Raw genomic sequence first — 25275 nt, 5'->3', positions numbered from 1 at the left:
TTTTTTACAACCTTTCCGTTACAATAAAAGAACGTATGTTGGGTGTTTTGGCATAGTATGTTTTTATGTGAAAATAAAAATGATAAGCATGTAGAAATGGAGGGAGACGAGTGCACGAGCATTTAAAAGAGAAGTTAGCAATTTTGCCCGATCAACCTGGTTGTTATTTAATGAAGGATAAGCAGGGAACGGTTATATATGTCGGAAAAGCAAAGGTACTCAAAAATCGTGTGCGCTCGTACTTTACTGGTTCGCATGATGGGAAAACACTTCGGCTTGTTGGAGAAATTGTTGATTTTGAATATATTGTGACTTCCTCAAATTTGGAGGCTCTTATTTTAGAGTTAAATTTAATAAAAAAATATGATCCAAAATATAATATTCAATTAAAAGATGATAAAACATATCCTTTCATTAAAATTACAGCTGAAAAACAGCCGCGCTTACTCATTACGCGAAATGTAAAAAAGGATAAAGGAAAGTACTTTGGGCCTTATCCAAATGCGCAATCGGCACATGAAACAAAGAAATTATTAGATCGTATGTATCCACTTCGTAAATGTTCAAATATGCCAGATAAAGTTTGCTTGTATTATCATATGGGTCAATGTTTAGCACCTTGTGTGAAAGAAGTAACGGATGAGCAAAACAAAGAAATTGTTGATGAAATTATTAAATTCTTAAACGGTGGGCATAAAGAAATTCGTTCAGAATTAGAAACGAAGATGTATGAGGCTTCAGAAAAGCTAGAATTTGAACGGGCGAAAGAGTTGCGAGATCAAATTGCTCATATTGATGCAATTATGGAAAAGCAAAAGATGATTATGAGTGATTTAGTGGATCGTGATGTGTTTGGATATGCAGTTGATAAAGGGTGGATGTGTGTTCAAGTTTTCTTCGTTCGAAAAGGAAAGCTAATTGAACGTGATGTTTCTATGTTCCCGATTTATGATGAACCAGAAGAGGGATTTTTAACTTTTATCGGTCAATTTTATGAAAACAGTAGTCATTTCAAGCCGAAGGAAATTGTTGTTCCAGGAAGTATAGATTCAGAATTAGTAGAGCGCTTTTTAGAAGTTGAAGCGACACAGCCGAAGCGTGGGAAGAAAAAAGACCTTGTAGAATTAGCAAATAAAAACGCAAAAATTGCACTAGAAGAGAAATTTCACTTAATTGAACGTGATGAAGAGCGGACGGTTAAAGCCATTGATAATTTAGGGAAGCAGCTGGGCATTGAAACCCCATATCGTATTGAAGCGTTTGATAACTCGAATATTCAAGGGACAAATCCCGTTTCCGCAATGATTGCTTTTATCGATGGGAAACCAGCGAAGAAAGAATATCGGAAATATAAAATTAAAACGGTTCAAGGTCCTGATGATTACGAGTCTATGAGGGAAGTTGTAAGACGCCGTTATACGAGGGCGCTTAAAGAAAATTTACCTTTACCAGATTTAATCATTATTGATGGTGGAAAAGGCCATCTGGCCGCTACAAGTGATGTTCTGGAGAATGAACTCGGATTATATATTCCAATGGCAGGGCTTGTAAAAGATGACAAACATAAAACATCACATTTAATCATTGGAGATCCGCCTGAACCTGTGATGCTTGAGAGGAATAGCCAAGAATTTTATTTATTGCAACGCATTCAAGATGAAGTGCATAGATTTGCAATTACATTCCATCGCCAGTTGCACGGGAAATCGGTCATTCAATCAGCATTGGATGATATTCCAGGAATCGGCGATAAACGAAAAAAGGTATTGTTAAAACATTTTGGCTCGTTAAAAAAGATGAAAGAAGCTTCCATAGCTGAATTTGTCGAAGCAGGTATGCCGAAAAATGTTGCAGAGATGATATATACTTATTTAACAGATAAGAAGACGTTGTAGTTTACAACGTCTTCTGTTTTTTGGTATAATTTCTGAAGATTTAAAATAAACTCACCTGAATGAATATACAAAAAAGTCAACTAAACTTATATGTCTAGTTGACTGTAAGTAGATGCTACACTTCAATGAGATCTTTTATATCCCATTTAACAAGAAATGTAATAGAGTCTGAACGTTTTTTCTGTTCCTCATAGGACTCTGCAACGACGTTTCTTTGTCTTTGAATTTGCTCGGCGATAAATCCAGCTTCTAATTGATAAGATGAATGTCTTTTTTGTTTTTGACGCTCAGTAATAAGTGTACCTTTAAGTTGAAACTGCATTTCACGACGTTTATGTTCAATGATGCTTAAAGTGCCCCAACCAGCTTTTTCAAAAAACTGAATGACTTCTTCAATTGTTTCTAGCGGATATTTTCTCCCAAGGTTTCTACCGGCCCAGTATAAAATACCATCTAAATCGTTACCAATTAAATCAGGTAGTAATTCTTCACGTAGCAATTCATAAGCGAAGGCGTTCAATGAAACATCTTCTAAAGATGTTATATCGATTGTATTTTTGCTCACAATATTCCCCTCTTTCTATAGGGATTATTATATAACATTTTTCATTTATAAAAACAGATTTTTCTTTGGGTAAATCTGAATATATAAGAAAAAAAAAGAATTGGCAAATTATATGCAAATTATGTATACGTTTTCTTGACGCTTCGACAAAAATAGGGGTAAAATGAACTTGGAATCAAATTATGCTGAAATATTTTGAATAATTTTTTCAGTTTTTCTTATGCCAATAGTGAAAAAACATTATTGTTGTAAATTAATCTGAAAACAGCAGTCAAACATTCAAGGGGGTAATGGGGACATGAAAGGCCGCGAGTATACGTTTCGTAAGTGGCACTCATTAATGGGGGTCATCCCGGTTGGTGTCTTTTTGACGCAACATTTAATTGTAAACAACTTTGCAACAAGAGGAGCAGAGGCTTTTAACAAAGCCGCAGGCTTTATGGAGCTCCTTCCATTCCGGTATGCGCTAGAAATTTTCATCATCTTTTTACCTATACTGTACCATGCTATATATGGCTTATATATTGCATTTACAGCTAAGAACAATGCGGTATCTTACGGCTATTTCCGTAACTGGATGTTCGTCTTCCAACGAATTTCAGGTATCGTTACGCTGATCTTCATTTCTTGGCACGTCTGGGAAACTCGTATTCAAGCATTGTTAGGTAAAGAGGTAAACTATGATATGATGGCAGATATTTTAAACAACCCATTTATGTTTGGTTTCTATTTAGTTGGTGTTGTTTCAACAATTTTCCACTTTGCAAATGGACTATGGACATTCTGCATAAGCTGGGGAATTACAGTATCTCCACGTTCACAAAGAATCTCTACTTATGTAACATTAGCTATTTTCTTAGGTCTATCTTATGTAGGTGTGAGTGCATTATTAGCGTTCATCGATCCACAGCTAGCAAACCAGTAAGGAGTGGGAGAGCATGAAAGGGAAACTTATAGTAGTCGGCGGTGGCTTGGCCGGCTTAATGGCAACGATTAAAGCGGCAGAAGCAGGAGTAAATGTTGAACTATTTTCTTTAGTACCAGTAAAACGTTCACATTCTGTATGTGCCCAAGGTGGAATTAACGGTGCCGTAAATACAAAAGGTGAAGGGGATTCTCCATGGATCCACTTTGACGATACAATTTATGGTGGGGACTTCTTAGCGAACCAACCACCAGTTAAAGCGATGTGTGATGCAGCACCTGGTATTATTCATTTAATGGACCGCATGGGTGTTATGTTCAACCGTACGGAAGAAGGACTTCTGGATTTCCGTCGTTTCGGTGGAACACAACATCATCGTACAGCATTTGCTGGCGCAACAACTGGTCAACAATTACTATATGCATTAGATGAGCAAGTACGTCGTCATGAAGTAGCAGGACTTGTAACGAAATATGAAGGTTGGGATTTCTTACGAGCTGTTGTAGATGATGAAGGTGTGTGCCGAGGAATCGTCGCGCAAGACTTACAAACTATGGAGATAAAAAGTTTCCAAGCTGATGCCGTGATTATGGCAACAGGGGGCCCTGGTATCATCTTTGGAAAATCAACAAACTCTATTATTAATACAGGTACAGCAGCGTCTGCTGTATATCAACAAGGTGCATATTATGCGAACGGTGAGTTCATTCAAATTCATCCAACGGCAATTCCTGGAGACGATAAGTTACGTCTTATGAGTGAATCTGCACGTGGTGAAGGTGGACGTGTTTGGACATATAAAGATGGTAAGCCATGGTACTTCTTAGAAGAAAAATATCCAGCTTACGGAAACCTTGTACCTCGTGATATTGCAACGCGTGAAATCTTTGATGTTTGCGTAGAGCAAAAACTAGGTATTAACGGTGAAAACATGGTGTACTTAGATCTTTCTCATAAAGATCCGAAAGAACTAGATATTAAACTTGGTGGAATTATTGAAATCTATGAGAAATTTACAGGTGATGATCCTCGTAAACTACCAATGAAAATCTTCCCAGCAGTTCACTATTCAATGGGCGGATTATGGGTTGATTATAAGCAAATGACAAGTATTCCAGGTTTATTTGCAGCAGGTGAGTGTGATTATTCTATGCACGGTGGTAACCGCCTTGGTGCGAACTCATTATTATCAGCAATTTACGGTGGTATGGTAGCAGGACCGAACGCAATTGAGTATATGAAAGGTCTTTCTAAATCATCTGATGCTGTTTCATCTACTGTATATGAGCAAAATGAATTAATCGAAACAGAGAAATTTAACAATATTTTAATGCTTGATGGTAACGAAAATGCATATGTTCTTCATAAAGAGCTTGGAGAATGGATGACAGATAACGTTACAGTAGTTCGTGAAAATAAAAAGTTACTAGAAACTGATGCGAAAATTGAAGAGTTAATGGCGCGTTACAAACGCATTAACATTAACGATACAGCAAGATGGAGTAACCAGGGTGCTTCATTTACACGCCAACTTGCAAATATGTTCGAGTTAGCACGTGTTATTACAATTGGCGCATATAACCGTAATGAAAGCCGCGGAGCGCATTACAAACCAGAATTCCCAAATCGTGATGATGCAAACTTCTTAAAAACTACGATGGCGAAATTTGAGGGAGAAGGAAAGGCACCAGCATTCCATTACGAAGAAGTGGATGTTTCATTAATTAAACCACGTAAACGTGACTATTCCTCAAAACATGATGTAGCTGCTAAGGGTGAAGAGAAGGGGGATAAACAACATGTCTGAGAAAACAATCCGCCTCATCATTACGAGACAAGATGGCCCAGATGCACAAGAGTTTGACCAAGAGTTTGAAATTCCATATCGTCCTAATATGAATATTATTTCGGCGCTTATGGAAATTCGCCGTAATCCTGTCGACTCAAAAGGGAACCAAACAACTCCGATCGCATGGGATATGAACTGCTTAGAGGAAGTATGTGGAGCATGTTCGATGGTGATTAACGGAAAACCACGTCAATCATGTACAGCCCTTATTGACCAGTTAGAGCAACCAATTCGCTTAAAGCCGATGAAGACATTCCCGATTGTACGTGATTTACAAGTTGACCGTAGCCGTATGTTTAACGCGTTAAAACGTGTTAAAGCTTGGATTCCAATCGACGGTACGTACGACCTAGGGCCAGGTCCAAGAATGCCAGAGAAAAAGCGTCAATGGGCATATGAACTTTCGAAATGTATGACATGTGGTGTTTGCTTAGAGTCATGTCCGAACGTAAACAGTAAGTCTGACTTTATTGGACCAGCACCGCTTTCACAAGCGCGTTTATTTAACTCGCATCCAACTGGTGAAATGCATAAAGCAGATCGCTTACGTGCAATTATGGGTGATGGAGGACTTGCAAACTGTGGTAACTCTCAAAACTGTGTGCAATCATGTCCGAAAGGTATTCCATTAACAACTTCAATTGCAGCATTAAACCGTGATACAACAATTCAATCGTTCAAAGATTTCTTTGGTAGCGACAATAACTATTAATAAATATTGCCTCTTCATGTTGAAGAGGCAATATTTATAACTTTATATTTCTGTTTATTCTGTTTATCCCGCATTAACGGGCAGTAAAACTCCCACCTCAAAATTCAGGTGGAGCAAAGAAGCTAGGTGGGAGATCAACTGCCCGTAAACGCCCGATTGATTCAACTAATAATCAGTGGGGGATGAACAAAACCCCCACTGATTAAAGTTTCACTTTATTTTAAGGGCGAAAAGGAGAGGGAACGATGAAGAGAATTTCTTATATTGAAGACTTTGAGCAATGGGAAAGTGGTTTTTCATTTTATAATCCTGTCAAAGTTCGTTTTGGTGAAGTAGATATGTTTGGACATGTAAATAATGTCGTTGCTTTTACATATTTTGAAGAAGCGCGTATCGCATTGTTTAAAGAACTCGGATTTATGCAAGAATGGACACATGAATCATCAGAAACGATGATAGTCGTCGCAGATCTACAATGCAATTTTATTAAACAAATTTATTTTGATGAGCAGTTGAAAGTATATGTAAAGGCGGGAGCGGTTGGGAATTCCTCTTTAGATTTACACTATATGGTCAAAAATGCAGAAGGAGAAGTTTGTTTAGTTGGACGCGGTATGATGGTCCAAGCATCGAAAAAAACTGGAAGAGGCGAACCGTGGCCTGAGGAATGGAAGGAATTATTACAATAATAGAATAAAAGAAAAATAAGAGAGCGATTCGCTCTCTTATTTTTTGTCCTTCGTTGCCTCTTCTAATGTTAGGTGGTGCTTATATATGTATGCGGCATATGGATTGCCAACGTAGCGTAAGTGCCACGGTTCATATGAATATTCTGTTGTCTCTGTTTTATCCTCTAAATAATGAATGACAAATCCGAACTCATGGGCATGTTCTGCAACCCATTTTCCTTCTGCTGTCTCTCCGAAAATTGGTTCTAATTGGAATTTGGCGGATTTTGAGCTAATATCCATTGCTAGACCAGTTTGATGCTCACTTGTTCCAGGAATTGCACTTACCGAATCAGCCTCAGCTTTTCCTTGGCGTTTAATATATGTATTATGTAATGACTGTTGGCGTTTGTAAGAACGGTAACCTGAAACTGCTGTAAGTTCTAAACCTTCTTTTTTCGCTGCTTGGAACATTTTTTCAAGAGCGTCTGCAGCATCTTTGCGAAGTAATGTTTTCTCTTTATCTTTTGGACTAGTAAATGGTACGTTCGGTTTCGTTAAATCTTCTGGAATGTACCCATCTGGTAATTTACGATGTTTATTGACTAACACAAGAGCAGAATCTGGGTTTGTTACAACGGAAAAATTATCATCTAGTTTCTTTGCATTATGATCAGCTTTTGGGAAAGCAGGAATCTCTTCTTTTGGATGGTTACTATGTTTTTGACTTTCGACAGCTTTCGCCTCATTTTGCAGTGGTGATTTAGAACCAAAGTAAGCGAAAGATGTGATACCGATTACAATAGTAGTGACAGAAATAATTATTATCTTTTTCATGATACCTTGTAATCACTGTCCTTTCTTAATAAAATATGTATCGTTTTTATTATAAGTCTAGTTTATTGAAAAAGAAATATAAGAGTCATAACGTAATAGAAACGCAAAGAAAATGTCAGAAAATGTAGTGTTTTTTCATATAATTCATTTATTATCTTTCATGAAGTTCATTTTTTATGTAATATATGTATATAAGAAGATGTAGCGATTATTAAGAATAAAGGACTTCTTGTATAGACTAGGAGTGAATGGGAATGGATTTTGCAACAATTATTGGAATCATTTTAGGAGTGTTGGCAGTAGTAGTAGGAATGGTCGTCAAGGGTGCTGACATAACAGCCTTACTAAACCCTGCGGCAGCACTAATTATTTTCGTCGGTACATTTGCTGCAGTGTGTATTGCATTTCCGATGAATCAACTAAAAAGAGTTCCAAAATTATTTAAAGTTCTTTTTGGTTCAAATAAAAAAGATTTAAGTTATGAACAATTGCTAGAATTATTTGTTCATTGGACATCTGAGAGTAGAAAATACGGTATTTTGTCTTTAGAGCAACAATTAGATGAAATTGAAGATGAATTTCTTTTGCGTGGTATGAAATTTGTTATTGATGGTGTATCTGCAGAGGATTTAGAACAAATTTTAGAAGCCGAATTAGAAGCGATTGAAGAGAGACATGCAAAAGGGGCTGCTATTTTTTCGCAAGCTGGTACATATGCACCTACACTAGGGGTTTTAGGTGCTGTTATTGGTCTTGTAGCTGCACTTGGAAATTTAACTGATATTGAAAAGCTAGGGCATGCTATTTCAGGTGCGTTTATTGCAACGATTTTCGGTATTTTTTCAGGTTACGTATTATGGCATCCATTTGCAAACAAATTGAAGCAAAAGTCTGCTGCTGAATTAGAGAAGAAACGTTTAATTATTGATTGTTTATTAATGTTACAAGAAGGTACATATCCGTTTATTATGAAGAACCGTATTTTAGGTGCACTTTCTGCAACTGAGCGTAAAAAGCTAGAAAAAGGAGCAGAAAAAAATGCGGAGTAAGAAAAATAGAAGAGGTAAAAAGAAAAAACATGATGAGCATATCGATGAAACTTGGTTAATTCCATATTCTGATATGTTAACGTTGTTATTTGCATTGTTCATCGTATTATTCGCAATGAGTAGTATAGATGCTGCGAAGTTTAAACAGATGGCAGTTGCTTTTCGAAGTGAGTTAGCCGGTGGAACAGGAAATAAAGAATTTTTAAGCGATCAAAAACCAAATGAGGAAAAAGAATTATCAGCAAATAGCCTTGAGGCAGAACAAGCAAAAAAACAAGCGGAAGATAGAGCTAAAGAAAAAAAAGAAATGGATGAGTTGAAAGCATTACAAAAAAAGATTGATCAATATATTAATGAGAAACAATTATCCTCTTCTTTTCAAACTAAGTTAACTGAAAAAGGATTAATGTTAACGATATTAGAAAATGTACTATTTGATTCAGGGAAAGCAGATGTGAAGTTGGAATCGTTAGGGATTGCAAAAGAGATGTCTAACCTACTTGTTTCAGCATCACCTCGTGAAATTACAGTGTCGGGTCATACAGATACGGTTCCTATCGCAAATGCTCAGTTTGCATCAAACTGGGAGTTAAGTACACAGCGTGCAGTTAATTTCATGCAGGTGTTACTCCAAAATAAAGAATTGCAACCAGAAAAATTTAGTGCAGTTGGTTATGGAGAATACCGCTCAATTGCACCAAATGATACGCCAGAAGGAAAAGCGAAAAATAGACGTGTTGAAGTGTTTATCTTGCCTTTAACAAGAAATATGCAATAAAAGAGGATGGCGCAAGCCATCCTCTTTGTTATTTTGCATCAAATGATTTTAAGTTTTCATGACGAATTTTGTCTTTTTCTGCATCTGATTTTTTGAAATTATAATCGTATAAAGCGCCTTCCCAGTCACCGTACATTGGGTTAGGGAAAATGATGAATTTTTCACCAAATTGTGCTTTTGATTCTGCCACTGTTTCATTGCGATCTTTTACAGATTTTCCATCAAAACCAGTGAAATCAGATAAGTTGTCACCGAAGAATAGGACGATGTCATGTGTTTGAGAAACAAGTTCACGACGTTTTTCTTTCCCTTTTTCTTTCGGATCTTGTAATAAGATATGCTCTTTCGTTGCTTGAGGAGCCCCTACGCGCTCAAGGTTTTTAATAGTTGCATCTAGTTGATTCGTTTTGCGATTTGAGATGTAGTAAATATCTACACCTTTAGACTCTGTATATTTTAAGAAATCAATCGCGCCTGGAAGAGCTTCAGCTTCAGCTTTACTAATCCAATCGTCCCATTTATAAGGATAGCCTTTTCCTGTTTTTACGCTCATTGCTTGATGAGGACTGTTATCTAAAACAGTTTCATCTAAATCAAGTACGATAGCAGGTTTTTTGTTTGTGCCTTTTGCAAGAGCTGCATCAAGCTTCAATTGACCAATATTATATCCTTGGTAGTATAGTGCTTTCGTTTCACCAGCTGTTTGATACCATAAATCAGCCATCAATTGCTGGTCTGTTAATTTTACTTTTTCTTCTTTCGCCACTGTTTTCTCAGCTGTTCCTGAACATGCTACAAGCGATGTGGAAAGAACGGCTACAGATAATAAAGTGGTAATACCCCTCTTCATCTTCATATGTATCCTCCTTGATGTTAGTAAATCATTTAATATTATATATTAAAATATAATGCTTTTTATATTTTTTTTTATGAACATTTGCATATTGTCTTTTGTATATGTAGTAGTTTGTCCTATATTAGAAAGATGGGTTAAATAATAATAATTATTTTGACAAGTTTTATTGTCGTAATGACAATTATAATTGACAAAAACAGGATTTTTATTTACAATTTTAACTAAATGAAACAAATGATGGGTTAGATGTAGTGATACATATAAGAGAATGAAATATAGTACTATATTTCATTCTGAACAATCATAGGCTTTAACAGAGGGTACGAATGATACTAAAGGGGAGGCTTTATACATTGAGTTTACAAATTCAAAACTTAACAAAAATATTCGGAGAATCTAAAGCAGTTAATGGTTTGCAAATCTCGTTACCGAAAGGTGAAGTGTTAGGGTTACTTGGCCGAAATGGTGCAGGGAAAACAACGACAATTAAAATGTTACTAGGTTTATTAACGCCAAATGAAGGTTCTATTACGTGGGATGGAAAATCATTTGGTGATAGCGGGGTAACAATTGGATATTTACCAGAAGAAAGAGGATTATATACAAAAAGTAGAGTAATAGATCAGTTGCGATATTTTGGCAGATTAGAAGGAATGACGAAAAAAGAAGTGGATCTTGCAATTGATCACTGGTTAGAACGCTTAGCAATTCCAGAATATAAATTTAAAACGGCGGGAGAACTTTCGAAAGGGAATCAGCAAAAAATTCAATTGATTGCTGCTCTTCTTCATGATCCAGAACTTCTTATTTTAGATGAACCATTTAGCGGACTTGATCCAGTTAATGCGGGAATGCTAGCTAGTATTATTGGAGAACAAGTACAGGACGGAAAGACAATTATTTTATCAAGTCACCGTATGGAGCAAGTAGAGGCTTTTTGCCAACATGTATGTATTTTGAAAAAAGGCGAAGCGGTTGTAGAAGGACAGTTAAGTGATATTAAGAAAGAATACGGTTTTCGTAATTTAACGATTGAAGATACAGTAGAGAATGAAAAGGGATTAAAAGCTATACACGTTCCGTATGAAAAACAACAAGGCCTTCTTTATGTAAAAGTACAAGGCGATGCAGAAGCTCTAAAGATTTTGCAACAGTTGCAAGAACAAGGTGTTGGTTTACGACAATTTAAAATGTTAGAGCCGACGTTAAACGAAATCTTTGTAGAGAGGGCGAAATAAAGATGCGTAAATTTTCTCATGTATTTTCATTTTATTTTAAAGAAGCATTTTTATCTAAAAAATCATTAATTACGAGTGCGATTTTATTTTTGGTTGTGTTTGGGATTTTTGCATTTAATCATTTTACTTCAGGCGATGATAAAAATAAGGATAAAGATAAAATTGCAGTTGTAGTAGAGAGTTCCACATACAAAGTACAAAAAGAAGAGCTAAATAAGCTATTGCCATCAGCAAAAATAACGGTCGGTTCAAAAGATGATTTTGATAAACTACATAAGCAAGTAGAAGAGGGAGATTTAGATGGTCTATTCCATGTGACGGAAAAGGATGGGACTCCAGCAGTTACATATATGTATAATGGATTTCCAAGCCAAGCGACTTCTGCGATTATGGCGGGTTATTTAAAACAACAATATACGAAGGTGACGGTTGCAAAAAATAATGTTTCACCAGAAATTGCGCAGCAATTACAAGCAGAAATTCAAGTGAAGCAAGAAGCGATAAAAGATCGTACATCTTCTTTCGGAATTGCATATTTCTTTACATTTGCTTTGTATATGTTTATTGTAGCTTTCGGAAATACAATCGCAATGAATATTGCATCTGAAAAGGCGTCACGTGTAATGGAAGTAATGCTTCCGAAAGTAAAGCCTCTTACGATGATGTATGCGAAAATTTTGGCGGTTGTTTCAACGGCGTTATTACAACTTGTAATATTGGCGTGTGGTTATCTTATTCCTTATTTGTTAGGTTGGGTCGATTTAGAAAGTGCTTCATTACTTGGTGTTCCAATTGACTTTACAAAATTAGATGCAAAGGTTATAAGTATGTTTCTTGTTTATTTCATTACGGGGTATTTACTTTATGCGATGATGTACGCTGCGGCTGGAGCTGTTGTGTCTAAGACAGAGGATTTACAAGCTGTATCTTTCCCGATAATGATTTTGATCATGGCTGCATTCTTCATTAGTATTAAATCATTAAGTGATCCAAATAGTACTATTGTTGTTGTAAGTTCGTATGTTCCGTTTTTCACACCGATGGTCACCTTCTCGCGGATTGTAGCCGGTGAAGCAGGTATGCTAGAGATTACGATAACATTAGTAGTTTTATTGGCGACAATTGGTATATTAAATGCTGTTACAAGTCGTATCTATGTAAATGGTGTAATGAATTACTCTGATAAAGTGAAGTTTAAAGATTTAGCGAAATTTATAAAGCGTCAATAATAGAGGGAAAGCATGATTTTCTAATGGAATCATGCTTTTTCTTTACCCCGCATTAACGGGCAGTAAAACTCCCATCTCAAAATTCAGCTGGAGCAAAGAAGTTAGATGGGAGATCAACTGCCCGTAAACGCCCGATTGGTTCAACTAATAATCAGTGGGGGATGAACAAAACCCCCACTGATTAAAGTTTCACTTTATGTATAAATTAAAAATAGTATATAATAATAAGAGTTGTCTTTTAATAGAATGAATAAAAAGGAGGGTGTGCAGATGGGAATTAGTAGTCGTTTTACAGTAGGTGTTCATATGTTAACGTTACTTGCAATAGATCGAAACTCTCGCTGTACCTCTGAATGGATTGCTGGTAGTGTGAATACAAATCCAGTTGTGATTCGTCGCATTACAGGAATGTTGAAGAGAGCAGGACTTGTTGATGTACAAGCTGGTAAAGGTGGTACGACACTTGCTCGTGATTTAGATGAAATTACATTACTTGATGTATATAAAGCTGTGGAAGTTGTAGAAGAAGGACATCTATTTTCTTTCCATGAAAATCCCAACATTGAATGTCCAGTAGGAGCTAATATTCAATCGGTATTAGAGATTATTTTAATACAATCGCAAGAAGCGATGGAAAACGTACTTGCAAATGTAACGGTGCAGCAATTAGTTACAAATTTAAAGTCGAAAATTAAAGAATAAAAAAAAGCGAGCTTCCTCATGATGAGGGCTCGCTTTTTTTTTATTCGGAAATATTGAAAGTTCTATTTTTCCGTATTTAAAATAAACTTTCCTACAACAGCTGCTACGATACCACCAAAAATTGGGGCAACGATGAACACCCATAGTTGAGAAATTGCTTCTCCGCCAGCGAATAGAGCTGGTGCGATACTACGAGCTGGGTTAACAGATGTTCCAGTTAACGGAATACCTAATAAGTGAATTAATACTAATGTGAAACCAATTACTAGTCCAGCTAAAGAAGAACTTCCCTTTTTACCTGTTACAGCAACGATAACTAAAACAAATACGAAAGTTAAAATGAGTTCAACTAAAAATGCTCCAGATAAACCAAGAGTTCCAAAACTATTTTGTCCTAAATTATCTAAAGGTAATTTAGCAGATCGTAAAATTGTTACTAACGTTGCAGTTCCTAATAAACCACCTAAAATTTGAGCTAATAAATAATAGCTAAGTTCCATAGCGTTCATTCTTTTGTTGATGAACATAGCGATTGATACTGCTGGGTTAATATGACATCCAGAAATTGTTCCAATGCTATATGCCATAGCCACGATAGATAATCCGAAAGCCATAGCGATACCTAATGTTCCAATTCCTTCAATTCCGCCACCAATGACAGCTACTCCAGTTCCGAATAATACAAGTACAAATGTACCAATAAATTCAGCAATTGCTTTTTTTAACATGATTTACCTCCTATTAATGCACATGAAAGGTATTATAACATAGGTTTTAGTATAAACAGCTAATGAAATACTATTCTGATAAGGCGAAATAGGGAGATAATAAAAATAGATATGGTTCTATGAAGAAGAACCATATCTATTTTTATGCTGATTTTTTTTGTTTAATGACTGGAACAGAACGGTTTAAAACACTATTTACGATCATTCCTAGCATGATAATAATCATCCCAATCAGTGACAGCCCGCTAGGGAATGAACCATTTAAGAAAATAATCTCACCAAGCACAGTGAAGACCATCGTTCCAGCTTGTGTTGCTTCAACAGCTCCAAGTAAAGCAAGATTGTCTTTTGCTAAGTCAGTAGCAAAGAAAAATGTCATCGTCGCAATAACTCCGGAACATAATGCTAACAAAAATCCTTGCATCATTTGACTTGATGATGGAATACCGGTAGTGGAAAATCCGTATATACCAAGTAGGATTGTAATAGGGAGACTTCCGATTGCCATTCCTAATACACGTTGGAATGTATCAAGACGCCCGCCAACAAGTTCCATCATTTTTCGGTTACCGAACGGATATAAGAAAGCCGCTAATACGACAGGTAAAAATCCCGAGATGAACTGAGTCATTGTAATATGACCCGCTGCAGTCGCTTGCATACAAATTACACCAAGTAAAATAAATAATGCTACATATAAACTGCGAAGTGGAATTTTTCCACGTACAAGTTTTGTACCTGATTTCGTTTCTATTTTAACGAAAAATAATGGTGATAGTAGTAAACCTGCTAATATCGTAACTTGCCAAGTTCCAGCAACGAGCCAAGCTGGAGAAAAAACAGCTGCGAAACTTAATAAAGAATAGAAGCCGATGCCAGCGACCGAGCCCCACCCGATCCATACAAATGGATGTTTTTTTAATTCTGCCCATAAAGCTCCTAAGTTTTTGCGAAATAAAACGATAAGGAATAAAATAGGGAGAGCAAATAGAAAACGGAAGGAAGCAGTCCAAGCCCAGCTTGTTCCAGATACATTCATTGCTCTGTTAATAATAAAGGTTGCAGAAAAAAAGGCCGATGATAAAAGACCTAGTAATATTGCGCGCATGAAATATAACACTCCTTTTGGAAAAAATAATTATGTATAGTATAATATACTTTAATATAATAAAAGTAAACTTTTTTATACTTTAAGGTGGTTTTATAGATGAAAGAAAATGAAGATATGCAAACGAAAGAAGTAATTCAGCAAGTAGGTCAGCTATTAAGACAAATTCGAAATGAACAAAAATTAAGTTTAGAAGAATTAGCCCAAAAAACAGGGGTTAGTAAATTAACATTAGGGAAAATTGAGAGAGGCGAAACGAATCCAACGTTAGCTGTCATTTGGAAAATAACGAAAGGGTTATCGATTCCTTTATCGAGATTAATGGTTGTTGGAGAACCTGTAGCTGTTGCGCGCTGCGGAGAAGGATTTGCAGTAGATGTAGGACAAGCATGGCATTTAGAAACGATGTTCCGTTACACGAAAGAAACAGGGATGGAAATGCACCGTGCTTGTTTAAGAGCGAATAGTATATATGAACCGGAAGCTCATCATGAAGGAGCAATTGAGCTTGTAACAGTAATGAAAGGGAAAGTTTCTATTCAAGTTGAGAATGACGTATATGTGCTAAATGAGTTTGACTCCATTCATTTTGAAGCTAATAAGAAACATAGTTATAAAAATGAAGAGGATGAAGTAGCGGTATTACATTTAACGATGAAATATTCTTCATGAAAAAATCCCCTATAGAAAAATCTATAGGGGATTTTTTATACGCTATGCTCAAATATATGAAAGAATGTTATTAGTAAGAGTGTGGCATAAGTAATAAACAAATAAAATAAACTAAAAACCCCGTCCCAAAACATAAAATAGCAATGACCCAAAGTATGCGAATGAGAGTAGAGCTAATATCAAAATATTCTCCTAAACCACCGCATATACCAAATAACATTTTATCAGTTTCGGATTTATATAACCTCTTCGACATATTATGATCCTCTCCTTTTTATATCACCGCTGTTATGTATGAGTGATACAGTGTACTTTTATTCTATATGGAAATTTATGAGAAGACCATTAGGTTATATTACATTTTTTTGTGAAAGGACAATACAGTGGATTAATTGTCTTAATTTTCAGTTGGTATTAAAATGAAAATGAGGATGTGACGTATTTTCTAATATAAGGTGGGGGAATGGTAATGACATTATATTGGTTGACTAATGTAAAGCTTGAAACAGGTTATACATATGAAGAAGCGAAAATTTCACAAACGGAAACTGAGATATGCAGTCTTCTTATTGAAGATGGGCGATTTAAAAGAATTATATCGGGAATCGCTCAAGAGGAAGGAACGTTAACTTTTGATGCTAATCGTTTATTAGTTTTACCAGCTTTTGAAGAGATGCATATTCATATTGATAAAACATATTATAGTGGGCCTTGGAAAGCTTGTATGCCAGCAGAAAATATTTTTACACGTTTTAATGAAGAAAAAACGATTTTACCAAAGCAATTAGCAACTGCTCAAGACAGGGCGGAAAATATGCTAGAGTTATTGCTTCGAAATGGCGCAACAAATATTAGAACGCATTGTAATGTGGATCCGGTTATTGGACTTCGTAATTTAGAGGCAACGTTAGCGGCTTTAGGAACATATAAAGATCGGTTGTCTGGTAGAATAGTTGCATTTCCGCAACATGGATTGTTGCGCAGTAATTCTGTGCAACTTGTAAAAGATGCGATGCGTATGGGGGCGCATCTAGTCGGCGGAGTGGATCCAGCTACAGTAGATAATGATATTGAAAAATCATTACATACGATTATGGACATTGCGGTAGAGTTTAATGCGGATGTTGATATTCATTTGCATGATGCAAATAATCTTGGAACGTTTACAATGAAGAGATTGGCAAGTCTAACAGAGGAAGCAGGATGGCAAGGTCGTGTAACAATTAGTCATGCGCTTGGACTTGGTGGTGTTACTAATAAAGAAGCTGAAGAAGTGGCAGAAAGACTAGCAGCATTAAAGATTGATATCACTTCAACCGTTCCAATCGGTAAACAAGTAATCCCAATTCCATTGCTAGATAAAAAAGGAGTTAAAGTTTCATTAGGAAATGATAGTATTACAGATCATTGGTCTCCGTTCGGCACAGGTGATATGCTTCAAAAGGCAAATCGATTGGCAGAACGATTTGGTTGGAGTGATGAAAGGTCTTTAGGGAAAGCTCTTCGTTTTATTACTGGAGGGAAAGAAACGTTAAATAATGAAGGGAAACGAGTGTGGCCGAATGTAGGGGATGAGGCAAGTTTTGTTTTAACGAATGCAACATGCGCCGCGGAAGCAGTGGCTCGTCAAACAGAGAAGCGTGTAGTTATGTATAAAGGGAATGTTGTTATAGGGGATTTAGATCAAGTGAAATCTGATAATCTTGTATAGAGGAATCGTTTAGATGTTTTTAGAAGGGTTCTAATTGTGAAAATAGAACCCTTCTTTTTTATTTAGTAGAAACAGGGAAGTACTATACTTCCTTATAAGGAAGCAAGAAGGGATGAAAAGTTTGGACAATCAACATAATCAAAATCATATTATGGGAACTTTGCAATGGTTTATTTTTTTATTAGCAAACTCAATCGCGCTACCAATTGTCGTTGGCGGATTATTTCATCTTACGACGGAAGAAGTATTTTATTTAATGCAGCGTACGTTTTTCGTAGTTGGTATATCTTCTTTTTTACAAGGATGGCTTGGACATAAGCTTCCGATTGCGGATGGACCAGCTGGATCTTGGGTTGGTGTATTTACCGTGCTTGCTTATGCAACTGTAGGGCAGGATCAATTACATAGTACATTGCAAATTTTAGAATTAGGAATGATGGTTGCGGGAGTTGTTTTAATAGGGCTAGGAGTAACGGGATTTATCGGGCGTATTTTATTTTTATTTACGCCGCTCGTGACAGGGACGTTCTTACTTTTATTATGTTTACAATTAAGTGGTGTATTTTTAAAAGGAATGCTAGGAATTACAGCTACTGTTTCTCAAATTGATGGATTTACAGCATTAATTGCTTTTGGCATATTTTTATTCGTAGTCATACTCTCCAACTTTGGAAAAGGGTTTGTTAAAAGTTATGCGGTTTTAATAGGGCTAATTAGTGGCTGGATTATTTTTCTCATTGCAGGAAAAGTGACGATCCCATCTCAAGTAACTCATTTTGTGCAACTTCCACATATATTCGCGTGGGGAATTCCAAAATGGAATACAGGTATGGCTGTATCAAGTTTCGTTATGGTATGTATTTTAGTTTCAAATACAGTGGCAGCTATTATAGCAATCAATCAAGCTACGATTCATAAAGCGACTATTGAACAAAAACAGTTGAGAAATGGTACGTGGGTCGGAGGGATTTCGCATATGATTTCCTCTTTGTTTTCAACTGTAGGTGTCGTTCCATTACCAGCAACGGCAGGTTTCATACGTTTAACAAATCAAAAGTACATGCGTTCATTCTTATTTGCATGCGTACTATTAGTCGGTATGTCGCTGTTTCCAAGTATTATCCGCTACTTAGCCTCTCTGCCATCCGCGGTCGCATCTGCGGTTTTAATGGCTTCGTTCGTACAGCTAATTGGAATTGGGTTTCATAATATAAAACAAGTGCCAATGAGCGAAAGGAATATAACGATTTTAGGAGTTGCTATATTATTTGGAAGTGGTGTTATGTTTTTACCGTCTGGAGCACTCCAATCCTTGCCGTCTGTGATGCAATATATATTCGGAAATGGTTTGTTCGTAGGTACAGTTGTCAGCATATTACTAGAACAAATATGGCGTACTGAAAAGTAAGTGGATAAAAAGAGTGTACGCACTGTATAAAAGTCTAAAATAACATAAGAAATAAAGCCCATTTTCATTCACCACCTGCACATTTCGTTCATACAATATCTTGACTAAATAAACACCCAACTTACACATATACAGCTCTGGCTTAAGCAAGGAGGGTTATACCAGTTGAAGGAAAAAGCGTATCAATCTAAACCGTTACTCACAAAGAGAGAAAGAGAAGTATTTGAATTACTGGTTCAAGATAAAACGACGAAGGAAATTGCAGGTGAACTGTTTATAAGTGAAAAAACAGTACGTAATCACATCTCAAACGCAATGCAAAAGCTAGGGGTTAAAGGACGTTCACAAGCAGTTGTTGAGCTTCTTCGTATGGGAGAGCTCGAACTATAAGAAAGCAGCCGACTTTTATACAAAGAGTCGGCTATTTTTCTGTTTGTTTCATGCTCCATATGAATGATAAGAATGTTTCCTATATAAATAGGTAAGGCTATAAAGAACGCGATAAATAAATTATAGAAATAAAACTCCCGCTATTAATAAAGGTAGCGGGAGTTTTATTTTGAATGAGCATTTTATATAGAAGAAACTGACTTTCATATAGAAGGTCGGTTATTTTTCTGTCTTGCAAATTATGAAAAAAAGGAGCAAAATAAAAAAAGGTCCTGGTCTATACAGGTACAAATGAAAAATTTTATACAGGGGCATTTTAAGTTAGCGAACTTAAAGTGTGTAAAATATAATGATAAAATAAGATGATGAATGAGAAAACGGGTGATTAAGTTGAATAGAGCGATCGGTGTTATTGATTCAGGAGTGGGCGGTTTAACAGTAGCGAAGGAATTAATTCGTCAGTTGCCGAAAGAGCGTATTATATATTTAGGAGATACAGCACGTTGCCCTTATGGTCCGCGTTCTCGTGAAGAAGTGCGTCAATTTACGTGGGAAATGACGGAGCATTTATTAGATTTAAATATCAAAATGTTAGTTATTGCGTGTAATACAGCAACTGCGGTTGTCTTAGAAGAAATGCAGAAACAATTACCAATTCCAGTAGTTGGAGTTATTCATCCAGGATCACGTACAGCTTTAAAAGTGACAAATACGTATCATGTTGGGATTATTGGAACGATTGGAACAGTAAAAAGTGGCGCCTATGAAGAGGCACTAAAGTCTATTAATAACCGTGTTATGGTAGAAAGTTTAGCGTGCCCACCTTTCGTTGAGCTTGTAGAGAGTGGGAATTTCGAAAGTGAAATGGCGTATGAAGTTGTAAGAGAAACATTGCAACCGTTGAAAAGTACTGACATTGATACGCTTATTCTAGGATGTACACATTATCCGATTTTAGGTCCTGTTATTAAAAAGGTAATGGGGGATCAAGTACAATTAATTAGTTCGGGTGATGAAACAGCGCGTGAGGTAAGCACGATTTTATACCATAGTAAGATGTTAAATGAGGGAGAAGAACAAAGTGATCATCTCTTTTTAACGACTGGTAAAATAGGTCTGTTTAAAGAAATTGCATCAAAGTGGTTCGGTCAGCCGATTGAAAATGTGAAGCATATCAATTTAGAAACAGAATAATAGTAGATTCATATAAGAGAACTCCTGAGAAATCAGGGGTTTTTTCTGTGTAAGTAGCTATAGCTTGTTCTAAAATATGAAACAGCTCGTATACATAATAGTACAAACTTAGATTTTAGGGGGGAATGGCATGCCTAAATCCACTTTTAAATGGGTTGTTGGTGCTACTGTGAGTGCGATTTTATTATCAGGGTGTGGCTTGTTAAATCAAGAGAAAGCGACAGAACAAATTGATCCGCCAAAAAAAGTTACGTATACAGAAGGTGAAAAGAAAGAAACTGCTAAAAAAGATAAACAAGAGCAAACAGTAAATAGAGAGTTATACCTCGTTGATAAAAATGGATATGTCGTACCGCAAACTATTGCAATGCCTACTCCGAAAGCGAATGAAGTTGTACAGCAAACGTTAGAGTATCTTGTGAAAGATGGACCAGTTACAAATTTATTGCCAAATGGATTTCGAGCAGTCCTTCCAGCGAATACGACGATGACCTTGAATTTGAAAAAAGGCGGGACAGCAGTAATTGATTTCTCTAAAGAAATGAAAAATTATTCAAAAGAAGAAGAACGTCAAATTGTTGAATCAGTTGCGTGGACTTTGACTCAATTTACAGAAATAAAACAAGTGCAGTTCCAAATAAATGGTGAAAAGTTAGCGAAGATGCCTGTTGCGGGTACACCGCTTGGTGAAGGTGTAAGTCGTGCGAATGGAATTAACTTTGATGATGAACAAGTAGCAGATGTGACGCATACAAAACCGGTTACACTTTACTTTATGGCGCAAAATAATAAGCAGCAATATTACGTACCGGTAACAAGGCGCGTTGCAGAAGGAAAAGAAAATGATTACTCGGCAATTGTGGATGAGCTTGTAAAAGGTCCGATTCAAGGATCACTACTAAATGATTTTAATCCAGGAGCTAAGCTTATTACGAATCCGAAAGTGAAGGACGGAAATATTACATTAAACTTTAATGAAAATATATTTGTGAACCCAGACAAAAATATGATTTCAAATTATGTGTTGAAATCGTTAGTCTTATCTTTAACGGAAAAACAAGGTGTGAAAAATGTTTCTATTGAAGTGAATGGGAAAGCAAATCTTATGGATGAGAAAGGTGAAAAGTTAATAAAACCTGTTAATCGTCCACAAAACGTGAATACAGGTAGTTTTTAATCGCGAATAATTTGATATACTTATGTAAGAAAGGGGAATTGCTTTTTGAGTTCCCCTTCTTTTATTGTTATACATATCGTACATTTAAATTTGGCTATACTAATGAGAGTATTTATGAGGGGGTTATTTTTATGCGAGTAGATGGTAGAGGAAAAGCAGAGCTACGCCATATACATATTCATACAAATTATTTAAAACATCCAGAGGGATCAGTACTAATTGAAGTTGGGGATACAAAGGTAATTTGTTCAGCGACAATTGAAGAGCGTGTACCGCCGTTTATGCGCGGAGAAGGAAAAGGCTGGGTAACAGCAGAATATTCAATGATTCCACGTGCGACAGAGCAACGTACAATCAGGGAGTCAAGTAAAGGGAAAGTAACAGGGCGCACAATGGAGATCCAGCGTTTAATTGGACGAGCATTGCGTGCGGTTGTTGATTTAGAAGCGCTTGGCGAAAGAACGGTTTGGATTGACTGCGATGTAATTCAAGCGGATGGCGGAACGAGAACAGCTTCTATTACAGGTGCTTATGTAGCGATGGTATTAGCTTTTGAAAAATTATTGCAAGCAGACAAAGTATCTAAAATTCCGGTGAAAGATTATTTAGCGGCAACGTCAGTAGGTGTTGTTGAAGAACAAGGTGTTGTTTTAGATTTAAATTATGCTGAAGATTCTAAAGCAGACGTTGATATGAACGTTATTATGACTGGAAAAGGTCAGTTTGTTGAAGTGCAAGGAACTGGAGAAGAAGCGACGTTTAGCAGAGCTGAATTAAATGAATTACTTGATGCTGCTGAACAAGGGATTTTCCAACTTGTTGAAAAGCAAAAAGAAGCATTAGGTGACATCGTATCTCATATAGAGTAGAGGTGGAAAATATGAAGCAAGTTGTTGTAGCGACGAAAAATCTTGGGAAAGTACGTGAGTTTGCTGAGTTATTTGAGAGATTTGACTTAGAAGTGAAATCTTTACACGATTTTCCTCATATTGAAGAAGTCGAAGAAACTGGTGAAACATTTGAAGAAAATGCAATTTTAAAGGCGGACAGTCTTAGTAGACAGTTGAATTCCATCGTAATTGCGGATGACTCTGGTCTTATTGTAGATGCCTTAAACGGGAAACCAGGTGTGTATTCAGCTCGTTTTGCTGGGGAGCCGAAAGATGATCAGGCGAATATAGATAAGGTGTTACAAGGGTTAACTGACTTCGATTTAGAAAAACGTACAGCTCGTTTTTACTGTGCGCTAGCAGTTGCTTTCCCTGAAGTGGATAAAGAGCCGGTTATTGTAAACGGAACGTGCGAAGGGAAAATTCTAGAACAGCGCCGCGGGGAAAATGGTTTCGGATACGATCCGATTTTTTATGTAGAAGAATATAAAAAATCGATGGCTGAGCTAAATTCGGATGAGAAAAATGCGATTAGTCACCGCGGACGCGCTCTTCGTAAATTAGAAGAAAAAATCCCAGAATGGTTTTTAGAAGAATAAGGGAGAGAGATTGATGAAAGCTTTAATCGTAAGCGATAGTCATAGCTCTGTGAAGGAATTACAGCAGTTAAAAGAGAATTACGAAGGGAAAGTAGATGTCATGATTCATTGTGGTGATTCAGAGCTAACACCTGCTCACGAAGAGCTACAAGGTTTCCAAGTCGTAAAAGGGAATTGTGATTATGCTAACTTTCAAGATGAAATTGTAACTGATGTAGATGGAATTCGTTTCTTAGTTGTACACGGTCATCGTCATAATGTGAAAATGACGTTACAAACGTTAGCGTATCATGCAGGAGAAGTAGGAGCGCAAGTAGCATGCTTTGGACATTCTCATATATTAGGGGCAGAATTAAGTGATGGGATTTTATTTATTAATCCAGGAAGTATTTTGCTCCCACGTTCTCGTGTGGAAAAAACATTCGCTTTATTAGAAATGGATGAAAATCATATAGAAGTTCGTTTTGAAACATTAGATGGACAGCTGGTGGAACAAGCAATTTTTAAAAGAGGATAAGAAAAATTATCCTCTTTTAAAAAAGTGTTGACTTTATAAGTAGTTATGAATATAATAAATATTGTCGATAGGGCAACGGCGCTAACGAAGAAAAATAAAATAACATATGCGGGTGTAGTTTAGTGGTAAAACAAGAGCCTTCCAAGCTCTGGTCGAGAGTTCGATTCTCTTCACCCGCTCCATGTCCCAGTAGCTCAGCCGGATAGAGCATACGCCTTCTAAGCGTACGGTCGGGAGTTCGAATCTCTCCTGGGACGCTAACAAAACCTTGTTATCTTTTGATAACAAGGTTTTTTGTTTGTTTTAAATTAGTTATTAATAAATTTTTCAAAGACAAAACCGTAATCTTTCACGTTATATTGCTTTTTCGTATCAACGAGCCAGTTAAAGGCGATCTCGTTCATCTCTTTAAACTGTTCTGCTAAATTTACTTGTGCATTTGAAATACGGCTGAAAGCGTTAGATGCCATATCTAAACTTTTATGTGCATACTGCAATTTAATGTCGTTGTCGTATGAAATTTCTTCGATTTTAAGAAGAGCCTTATATAAATCTTTTAATTCTTCAATATGTTTTTTATGAACATCAATTGAGTAATGCTCATCTCCCATTTGAAATTTAATTTCTACATCTAAATCAATCGTTCCTGCAGTTTCAAGTGCTACGTTTTTAATTTGATATTTACTATAGCTAAAGCGGCGTAATGTACGTTTTTTGCTTGTGGCACTTGTACCATCTAGGTGAATTAATCCTTTGTTTGTGAAACAATATTCATCTGATTTAGATTTAATAAGAAAGTAAATTTTCTCCCCATCTTCATGCATTACGTAATCATCAGCATCGACCTTATCGTAATCTTTTGGTGTGATAACGGAACCTACATCGCTTAATCCTAAAACGTCAGCTGCCATTTTTTTGAACATATATAATCCCCCTTGTAAATTAAATTTTTAATTGTACAAAAATATATTAACATGATTTTAAATCTATTTTTGAAATCTTACAACTCTGTAAGGTAAGTGTAAGGAAGTTCGATGGTAACAAATTACTAATCCTATATAATGAAGATAACAACGATAAATGAGGAGGAAGAGATGATGAAAGGATTAATCGTAACGGGTTTAACAGTAGCTTTTGGGTTTGTGGCGTATGAAAAGTTAACATATGTAATTGATGTTGTAAAACATTTAGTAGCGTAGAAAAAAACTGCCATGAGAGGGAAAGGGAATGAGTGAATGAATGGAATGGTTATTTGGAATTATAGGTACTTGTAGTGTAGTTTTATTGTTCTTTGTCCCGAGTGGTATACTCAGTTCGACAACGAGTTTGTTCTTTTTAAGTTTGTTTGCTTGTACGATGCTCATTATTATGTTTTTAATGAAGCGAAGTAAACCAATCTTCTATTTTAGCATGATTGTTATGGCAATTATTGTTCTCCAAATTATTACCCTTGTTATATACCCCACAATTATAAAAGCTTTCCATTAATGATGAACCCTCTGCCGTCTGTTGCTGAGGGTTTTTGTTTGTGAAAAATGAATTTCATTTAGAAGTTTGTTGCTTTTTTGTTATGAAAAT

At 36.3% G+C, this 25275-nt stretch carries 28 protein-coding genes and 2 tRNA genes; 23 read left to right on the top strand and 7 right to left on the bottom strand.

The genetic code is table 11. The features are described 5' to 3' along the window. The first annotated feature begins 110 nt into the window (after window positions 1–110). Complete coding sequence (uvrC, locus tag ABH960_RS05635) at window positions 111–1895, top strand: excinuclease ABC subunit C (RefSeq protein ID WP_002129304.1); 1785 nt, start codon at window positions 111–113, stop codon at window positions 1893–1895. A gap of 115 nt (window positions 1896–2010) precedes the next feature. Here the strand turns inward: uvrC and ABH960_RS05630 are convergent, their stop codons facing one another. Beyond that, window positions 2011–2460 carry a YslB family protein gene (locus tag ABH960_RS05630; RefSeq protein ID WP_219303619.1) on the bottom strand — a complete coding sequence of 150 codons (450 nt, stop codon included), beginning with the start codon at window positions 2458–2460 and terminating at the stop codon, window positions 2011–2013. A 298-nt stretch (window positions 2461–2758) separates the two neighbouring features. Between ABH960_RS05630 and sdhC the strand changes: the two genes are divergently transcribed. The 4 genes from sdhC (at window position 2759) to ABH960_RS05610 (ending at window position 6635) form a co-directional block, all read left to right on the top strand. Then, window positions 2759–3385: a succinate dehydrogenase cytochrome B558 gene (sdhC, locus tag ABH960_RS05625; RefSeq protein ID WP_002015407.1), complete on the top strand. Its 627-nt coding sequence runs from the start codon at window positions 2759–2761 to the stop codon at window positions 3383–3385. A gap of 13 nt (window positions 3386–3398) precedes the next feature. Next, entirely contained in the window at window positions 3399–5192 is a 1794-nt protein-coding gene (gene sdhA / locus ABH960_RS05620) for a succinate dehydrogenase flavoprotein subunit (RefSeq protein WP_002034228.1), read from the top strand. After that, complete coding sequence (gene sdhB, locus ABH960_RS05615) at window positions 5185–5946, top strand: succinate dehydrogenase iron-sulfur subunit (protein WP_002088861.1); 762 nt, start codon at window positions 5185–5187, stop codon at window positions 5944–5946. Before sdhA ends, sdhB begins: the two co-directional genes overlap by 8 nt. Before the next feature lie 245 nt (window positions 5947–6191). Continuing rightward, window positions 6192–6635: an acyl-CoA thioesterase gene (locus ABH960_RS05610; protein ID WP_002015410.1), complete on the top strand. Its 444-nt coding sequence runs from the start codon at window positions 6192–6194 to the stop codon at window positions 6633–6635. A gap of 36 nt (window positions 6636–6671) precedes the next feature. On the opposite strand, the gene ABH960_RS05605 is transcribed toward ABH960_RS05610, so the two are convergent. Continuing rightward, complete coding sequence (locus tag ABH960_RS05605; RefSeq protein WP_404443473.1) at window positions 6672–7451, bottom strand: M15 family metallopeptidase; 780 nt, start codon at window positions 7449–7451, stop codon at window positions 6672–6674. A 254-nt stretch (window positions 7452–7705) separates the two neighbouring features. Between ABH960_RS05605 and motA the strand changes: the two genes are divergently transcribed. Next, on the top strand, window positions 7706–8500 hold the full coding sequence (motA, locus tag ABH960_RS05600) for a flagellar motor stator protein MotA (RefSeq protein ID WP_002129301.1): 795 nt from the start codon (window positions 7706–7708) through the stop codon (window positions 8498–8500). Then, window positions 8490–9278 carry a flagellar motor protein MotB gene (motB, locus tag ABH960_RS05595; protein WP_002184884.1) on the top strand — a complete coding sequence of 263 codons (789 nt, stop codon included), beginning with the start codon at window positions 8490–8492 and terminating at the stop codon, window positions 9276–9278. The genes motA and motB overlap by 11 nt, the downstream gene beginning before the upstream one ends. A 28-nt stretch (window positions 9279–9306) precedes the next feature. Here the strand turns inward: motB and ABH960_RS05590 are convergent, their stop codons facing one another. Then, window positions 9307–10134, bottom strand: coding sequence for a 5'-nucleotidase, lipoprotein e(P4) family (locus tag ABH960_RS05590; RefSeq protein ID WP_404443469.1), 828 nt, complete (start codon window positions 10132–10134; stop codon window positions 9307–9309). Between the two features lie 353 nt (window positions 10135–10487). Here ABH960_RS05590 and ABH960_RS05585 point away from each other — a divergent pair, with 353 nt between their 5' ends. The 3 genes from ABH960_RS05585 to ABH960_RS05575 all read left to right on the top strand — a co-directional run bounded on the left by ABH960_RS05585 (window position 10488) and on the right by ABH960_RS05575 (window position 13303). Then, complete coding sequence (locus ABH960_RS05585; RefSeq protein WP_404443466.1) at window positions 10488–11372, top strand: ABC transporter ATP-binding protein; 885 nt, start codon at window positions 10488–10490, stop codon at window positions 11370–11372. A gap of 2 nt (window positions 11373–11374) precedes the next feature. Then, on the top strand, window positions 11375–12601 hold the full coding sequence (locus ABH960_RS05580; RefSeq protein ID WP_404443463.1) for an ABC transporter permease: 1227 nt from the start codon (window positions 11375–11377) through the stop codon (window positions 12599–12601). Window positions 12602–12871: 270 nt separating this feature from the next. Next, window positions 12872–13303 (top strand): Rrf2 family transcriptional regulator, encoded by a 432-nt coding sequence (locus ABH960_RS05575; RefSeq protein ID WP_002088848.1) that lies wholly within the window; start codon window positions 12872–12874, stop codon window positions 13301–13303. A gap of 62 nt (window positions 13304–13365) precedes the next feature. Here the strand turns inward: ABH960_RS05575 and ABH960_RS05570 are convergent, their stop codons facing one another. Beyond that, window positions 13366–14031, bottom strand: coding sequence for an aquaporin (locus tag ABH960_RS05570; protein WP_404443459.1), 666 nt, complete (start codon window positions 14029–14031; stop codon window positions 13366–13368). A 142-nt stretch (window positions 14032–14173) separates the two neighbouring features. After that, window positions 14174–15139: a DMT family transporter gene (locus tag ABH960_RS05565; RefSeq protein ID WP_002129291.1), complete on the bottom strand. Its 966-nt coding sequence runs from the start codon at window positions 15137–15139 to the stop codon at window positions 14174–14176. A gap of 99 nt (window positions 15140–15238) precedes the next feature. On the opposite strand from ABH960_RS05565, the gene ABH960_RS05560 reads away from it, so the two are divergent. After that, entirely contained in the window at window positions 15239–15811 is a 573-nt protein-coding gene (locus tag ABH960_RS05560; RefSeq protein ID WP_404443455.1) for a helix-turn-helix domain-containing protein, read from the top strand. Window positions 15812–15881: 70 nt separating this feature from the next. On the opposite strand, the gene ABH960_RS05555 is transcribed toward ABH960_RS05560, so the two are convergent. Then, window positions 15882–16067 (bottom strand): PspC domain-containing protein, encoded by a 186-nt coding sequence (locus ABH960_RS05555; protein ID WP_404443453.1) that lies wholly within the window; start codon window positions 16065–16067, stop codon window positions 15882–15884. 213 nt (window positions 16068–16280) lie between these two features. Here ABH960_RS05555 and ABH960_RS05550 point away from each other — a divergent pair, with 213 nt between their 5' ends. The 10 genes from ABH960_RS05550 to ABH960_RS05505 all read left to right on the top strand — a co-directional run bounded on the left by ABH960_RS05550 (window position 16281) and on the right by ABH960_RS05505 (window position 23954). Continuing rightward, window positions 16281–17522, top strand: a complete 1242-nt coding sequence (locus tag ABH960_RS05550; protein ID WP_404443450.1) for an amidohydrolase family protein — start codon at window positions 16281–16283, stop codon at window positions 17520–17522. 112 nt (window positions 17523–17634) lie between these two features. Beyond that, window positions 17635–18930: a purine/pyrimidine permease gene (locus ABH960_RS05545; protein ID WP_404443447.1), complete on the top strand. Its 1296-nt coding sequence runs from the start codon at window positions 17635–17637 to the stop codon at window positions 18928–18930. Between the two features lie 165 nt (window positions 18931–19095). Then, entirely contained in the window at window positions 19096–19320 is a 225-nt protein-coding gene (gene gerE / locus ABH960_RS05540; protein WP_000659484.1) for a spore germination transcription factor GerE, read from the top strand. A 381-nt stretch (window positions 19321–19701) separates the two neighbouring features. After that, the gene (gene racE, locus ABH960_RS05535) at window positions 19702–20514 is read left to right on the top strand and encodes a glutamate racemase (RefSeq protein ID WP_002015338.1); all 813 of its coding nucleotides are present in this window, start codon (window positions 19702–19704) and stop codon (window positions 20512–20514) included. A gap of 130 nt (window positions 20515–20644) precedes the next feature. Further along, complete coding sequence (locus tag ABH960_RS05530) at window positions 20645–21691, top strand: GerMN domain-containing protein (RefSeq protein ID WP_113935655.1); 1047 nt, start codon at window positions 20645–20647, stop codon at window positions 21689–21691. A gap of 131 nt (window positions 21692–21822) precedes the next feature. Continuing rightward, complete coding sequence (gene rph, locus ABH960_RS05525; protein ID WP_002138500.1) at window positions 21823–22560, top strand: ribonuclease PH; 738 nt, start codon at window positions 21823–21825, stop codon at window positions 22558–22560. 11 nt (window positions 22561–22571) lie between these two features. Next, on the top strand, window positions 22572–23180 hold the full coding sequence (locus ABH960_RS05520) for an XTP/dITP diphosphatase (RefSeq protein ID WP_113935654.1): 609 nt from the start codon (window positions 22572–22574) through the stop codon (window positions 23178–23180). A 13-nt stretch (window positions 23181–23193) separates the two neighbouring features. Then, window positions 23194–23697 (top strand): metallophosphoesterase, encoded by a 504-nt coding sequence (locus ABH960_RS05515; RefSeq protein WP_404443440.1) that lies wholly within the window; start codon window positions 23194–23196, stop codon window positions 23695–23697. Window positions 23698–23805: 108 nt separating this feature from the next. Further along, window positions 23806–23879 (top strand) — tRNA-Gly (locus tag ABH960_RS05510). A 1-nt stretch (window position 23880) separates the two neighbouring features. Further along, window positions 23881–23954, top strand: a tRNA-Arg gene (locus ABH960_RS05505). A 51-nt stretch (window positions 23955–24005) separates the two neighbouring features. On the opposite strand, the gene ABH960_RS05500 is transcribed toward ABH960_RS05505, so the two are convergent. Further along, window positions 24006–24620, bottom strand: a complete 615-nt coding sequence (locus ABH960_RS05500; protein ID WP_016092377.1) for a PH domain-containing protein — start codon at window positions 24618–24620, stop codon at window positions 24006–24008. Window positions 24621–24758: 138 nt separating this feature from the next. Between ABH960_RS05500 and ABH960_RS05495 the strand changes: the two genes are divergently transcribed. Then, a complete protein-coding gene (locus ABH960_RS05495) occupies window positions 24759–24896 on the top strand; it encodes a hypothetical protein (RefSeq protein ID WP_002015343.1) in 138 nt (45 codons plus the stop codon). A 40-nt stretch (window positions 24897–24936) separates the two neighbouring features. After that, window positions 24937–25185, top strand: coding sequence for a hypothetical protein (locus ABH960_RS05490; RefSeq protein ID WP_001983650.1), 249 nt, complete (start codon window positions 24937–24939; stop codon window positions 25183–25185). The last annotated feature ends 90 nt before the right edge of the window (window positions 25186–25275 follow it).

Origin of the sequence: Bacillus sp. RC252, from assembly GCF_044909215.1 — a bacterium.
In the GTDB taxonomy this organism is placed as follows: domain Bacteria; phylum Bacillota; class Bacilli; order Bacillales; family Bacillaceae_G; genus Bacillus_A; species Bacillus_A mycoides.
Note: the sequence above shows the minus strand (reverse complement) of the source record. Positions and strands in the feature narration are given on the sequence as shown.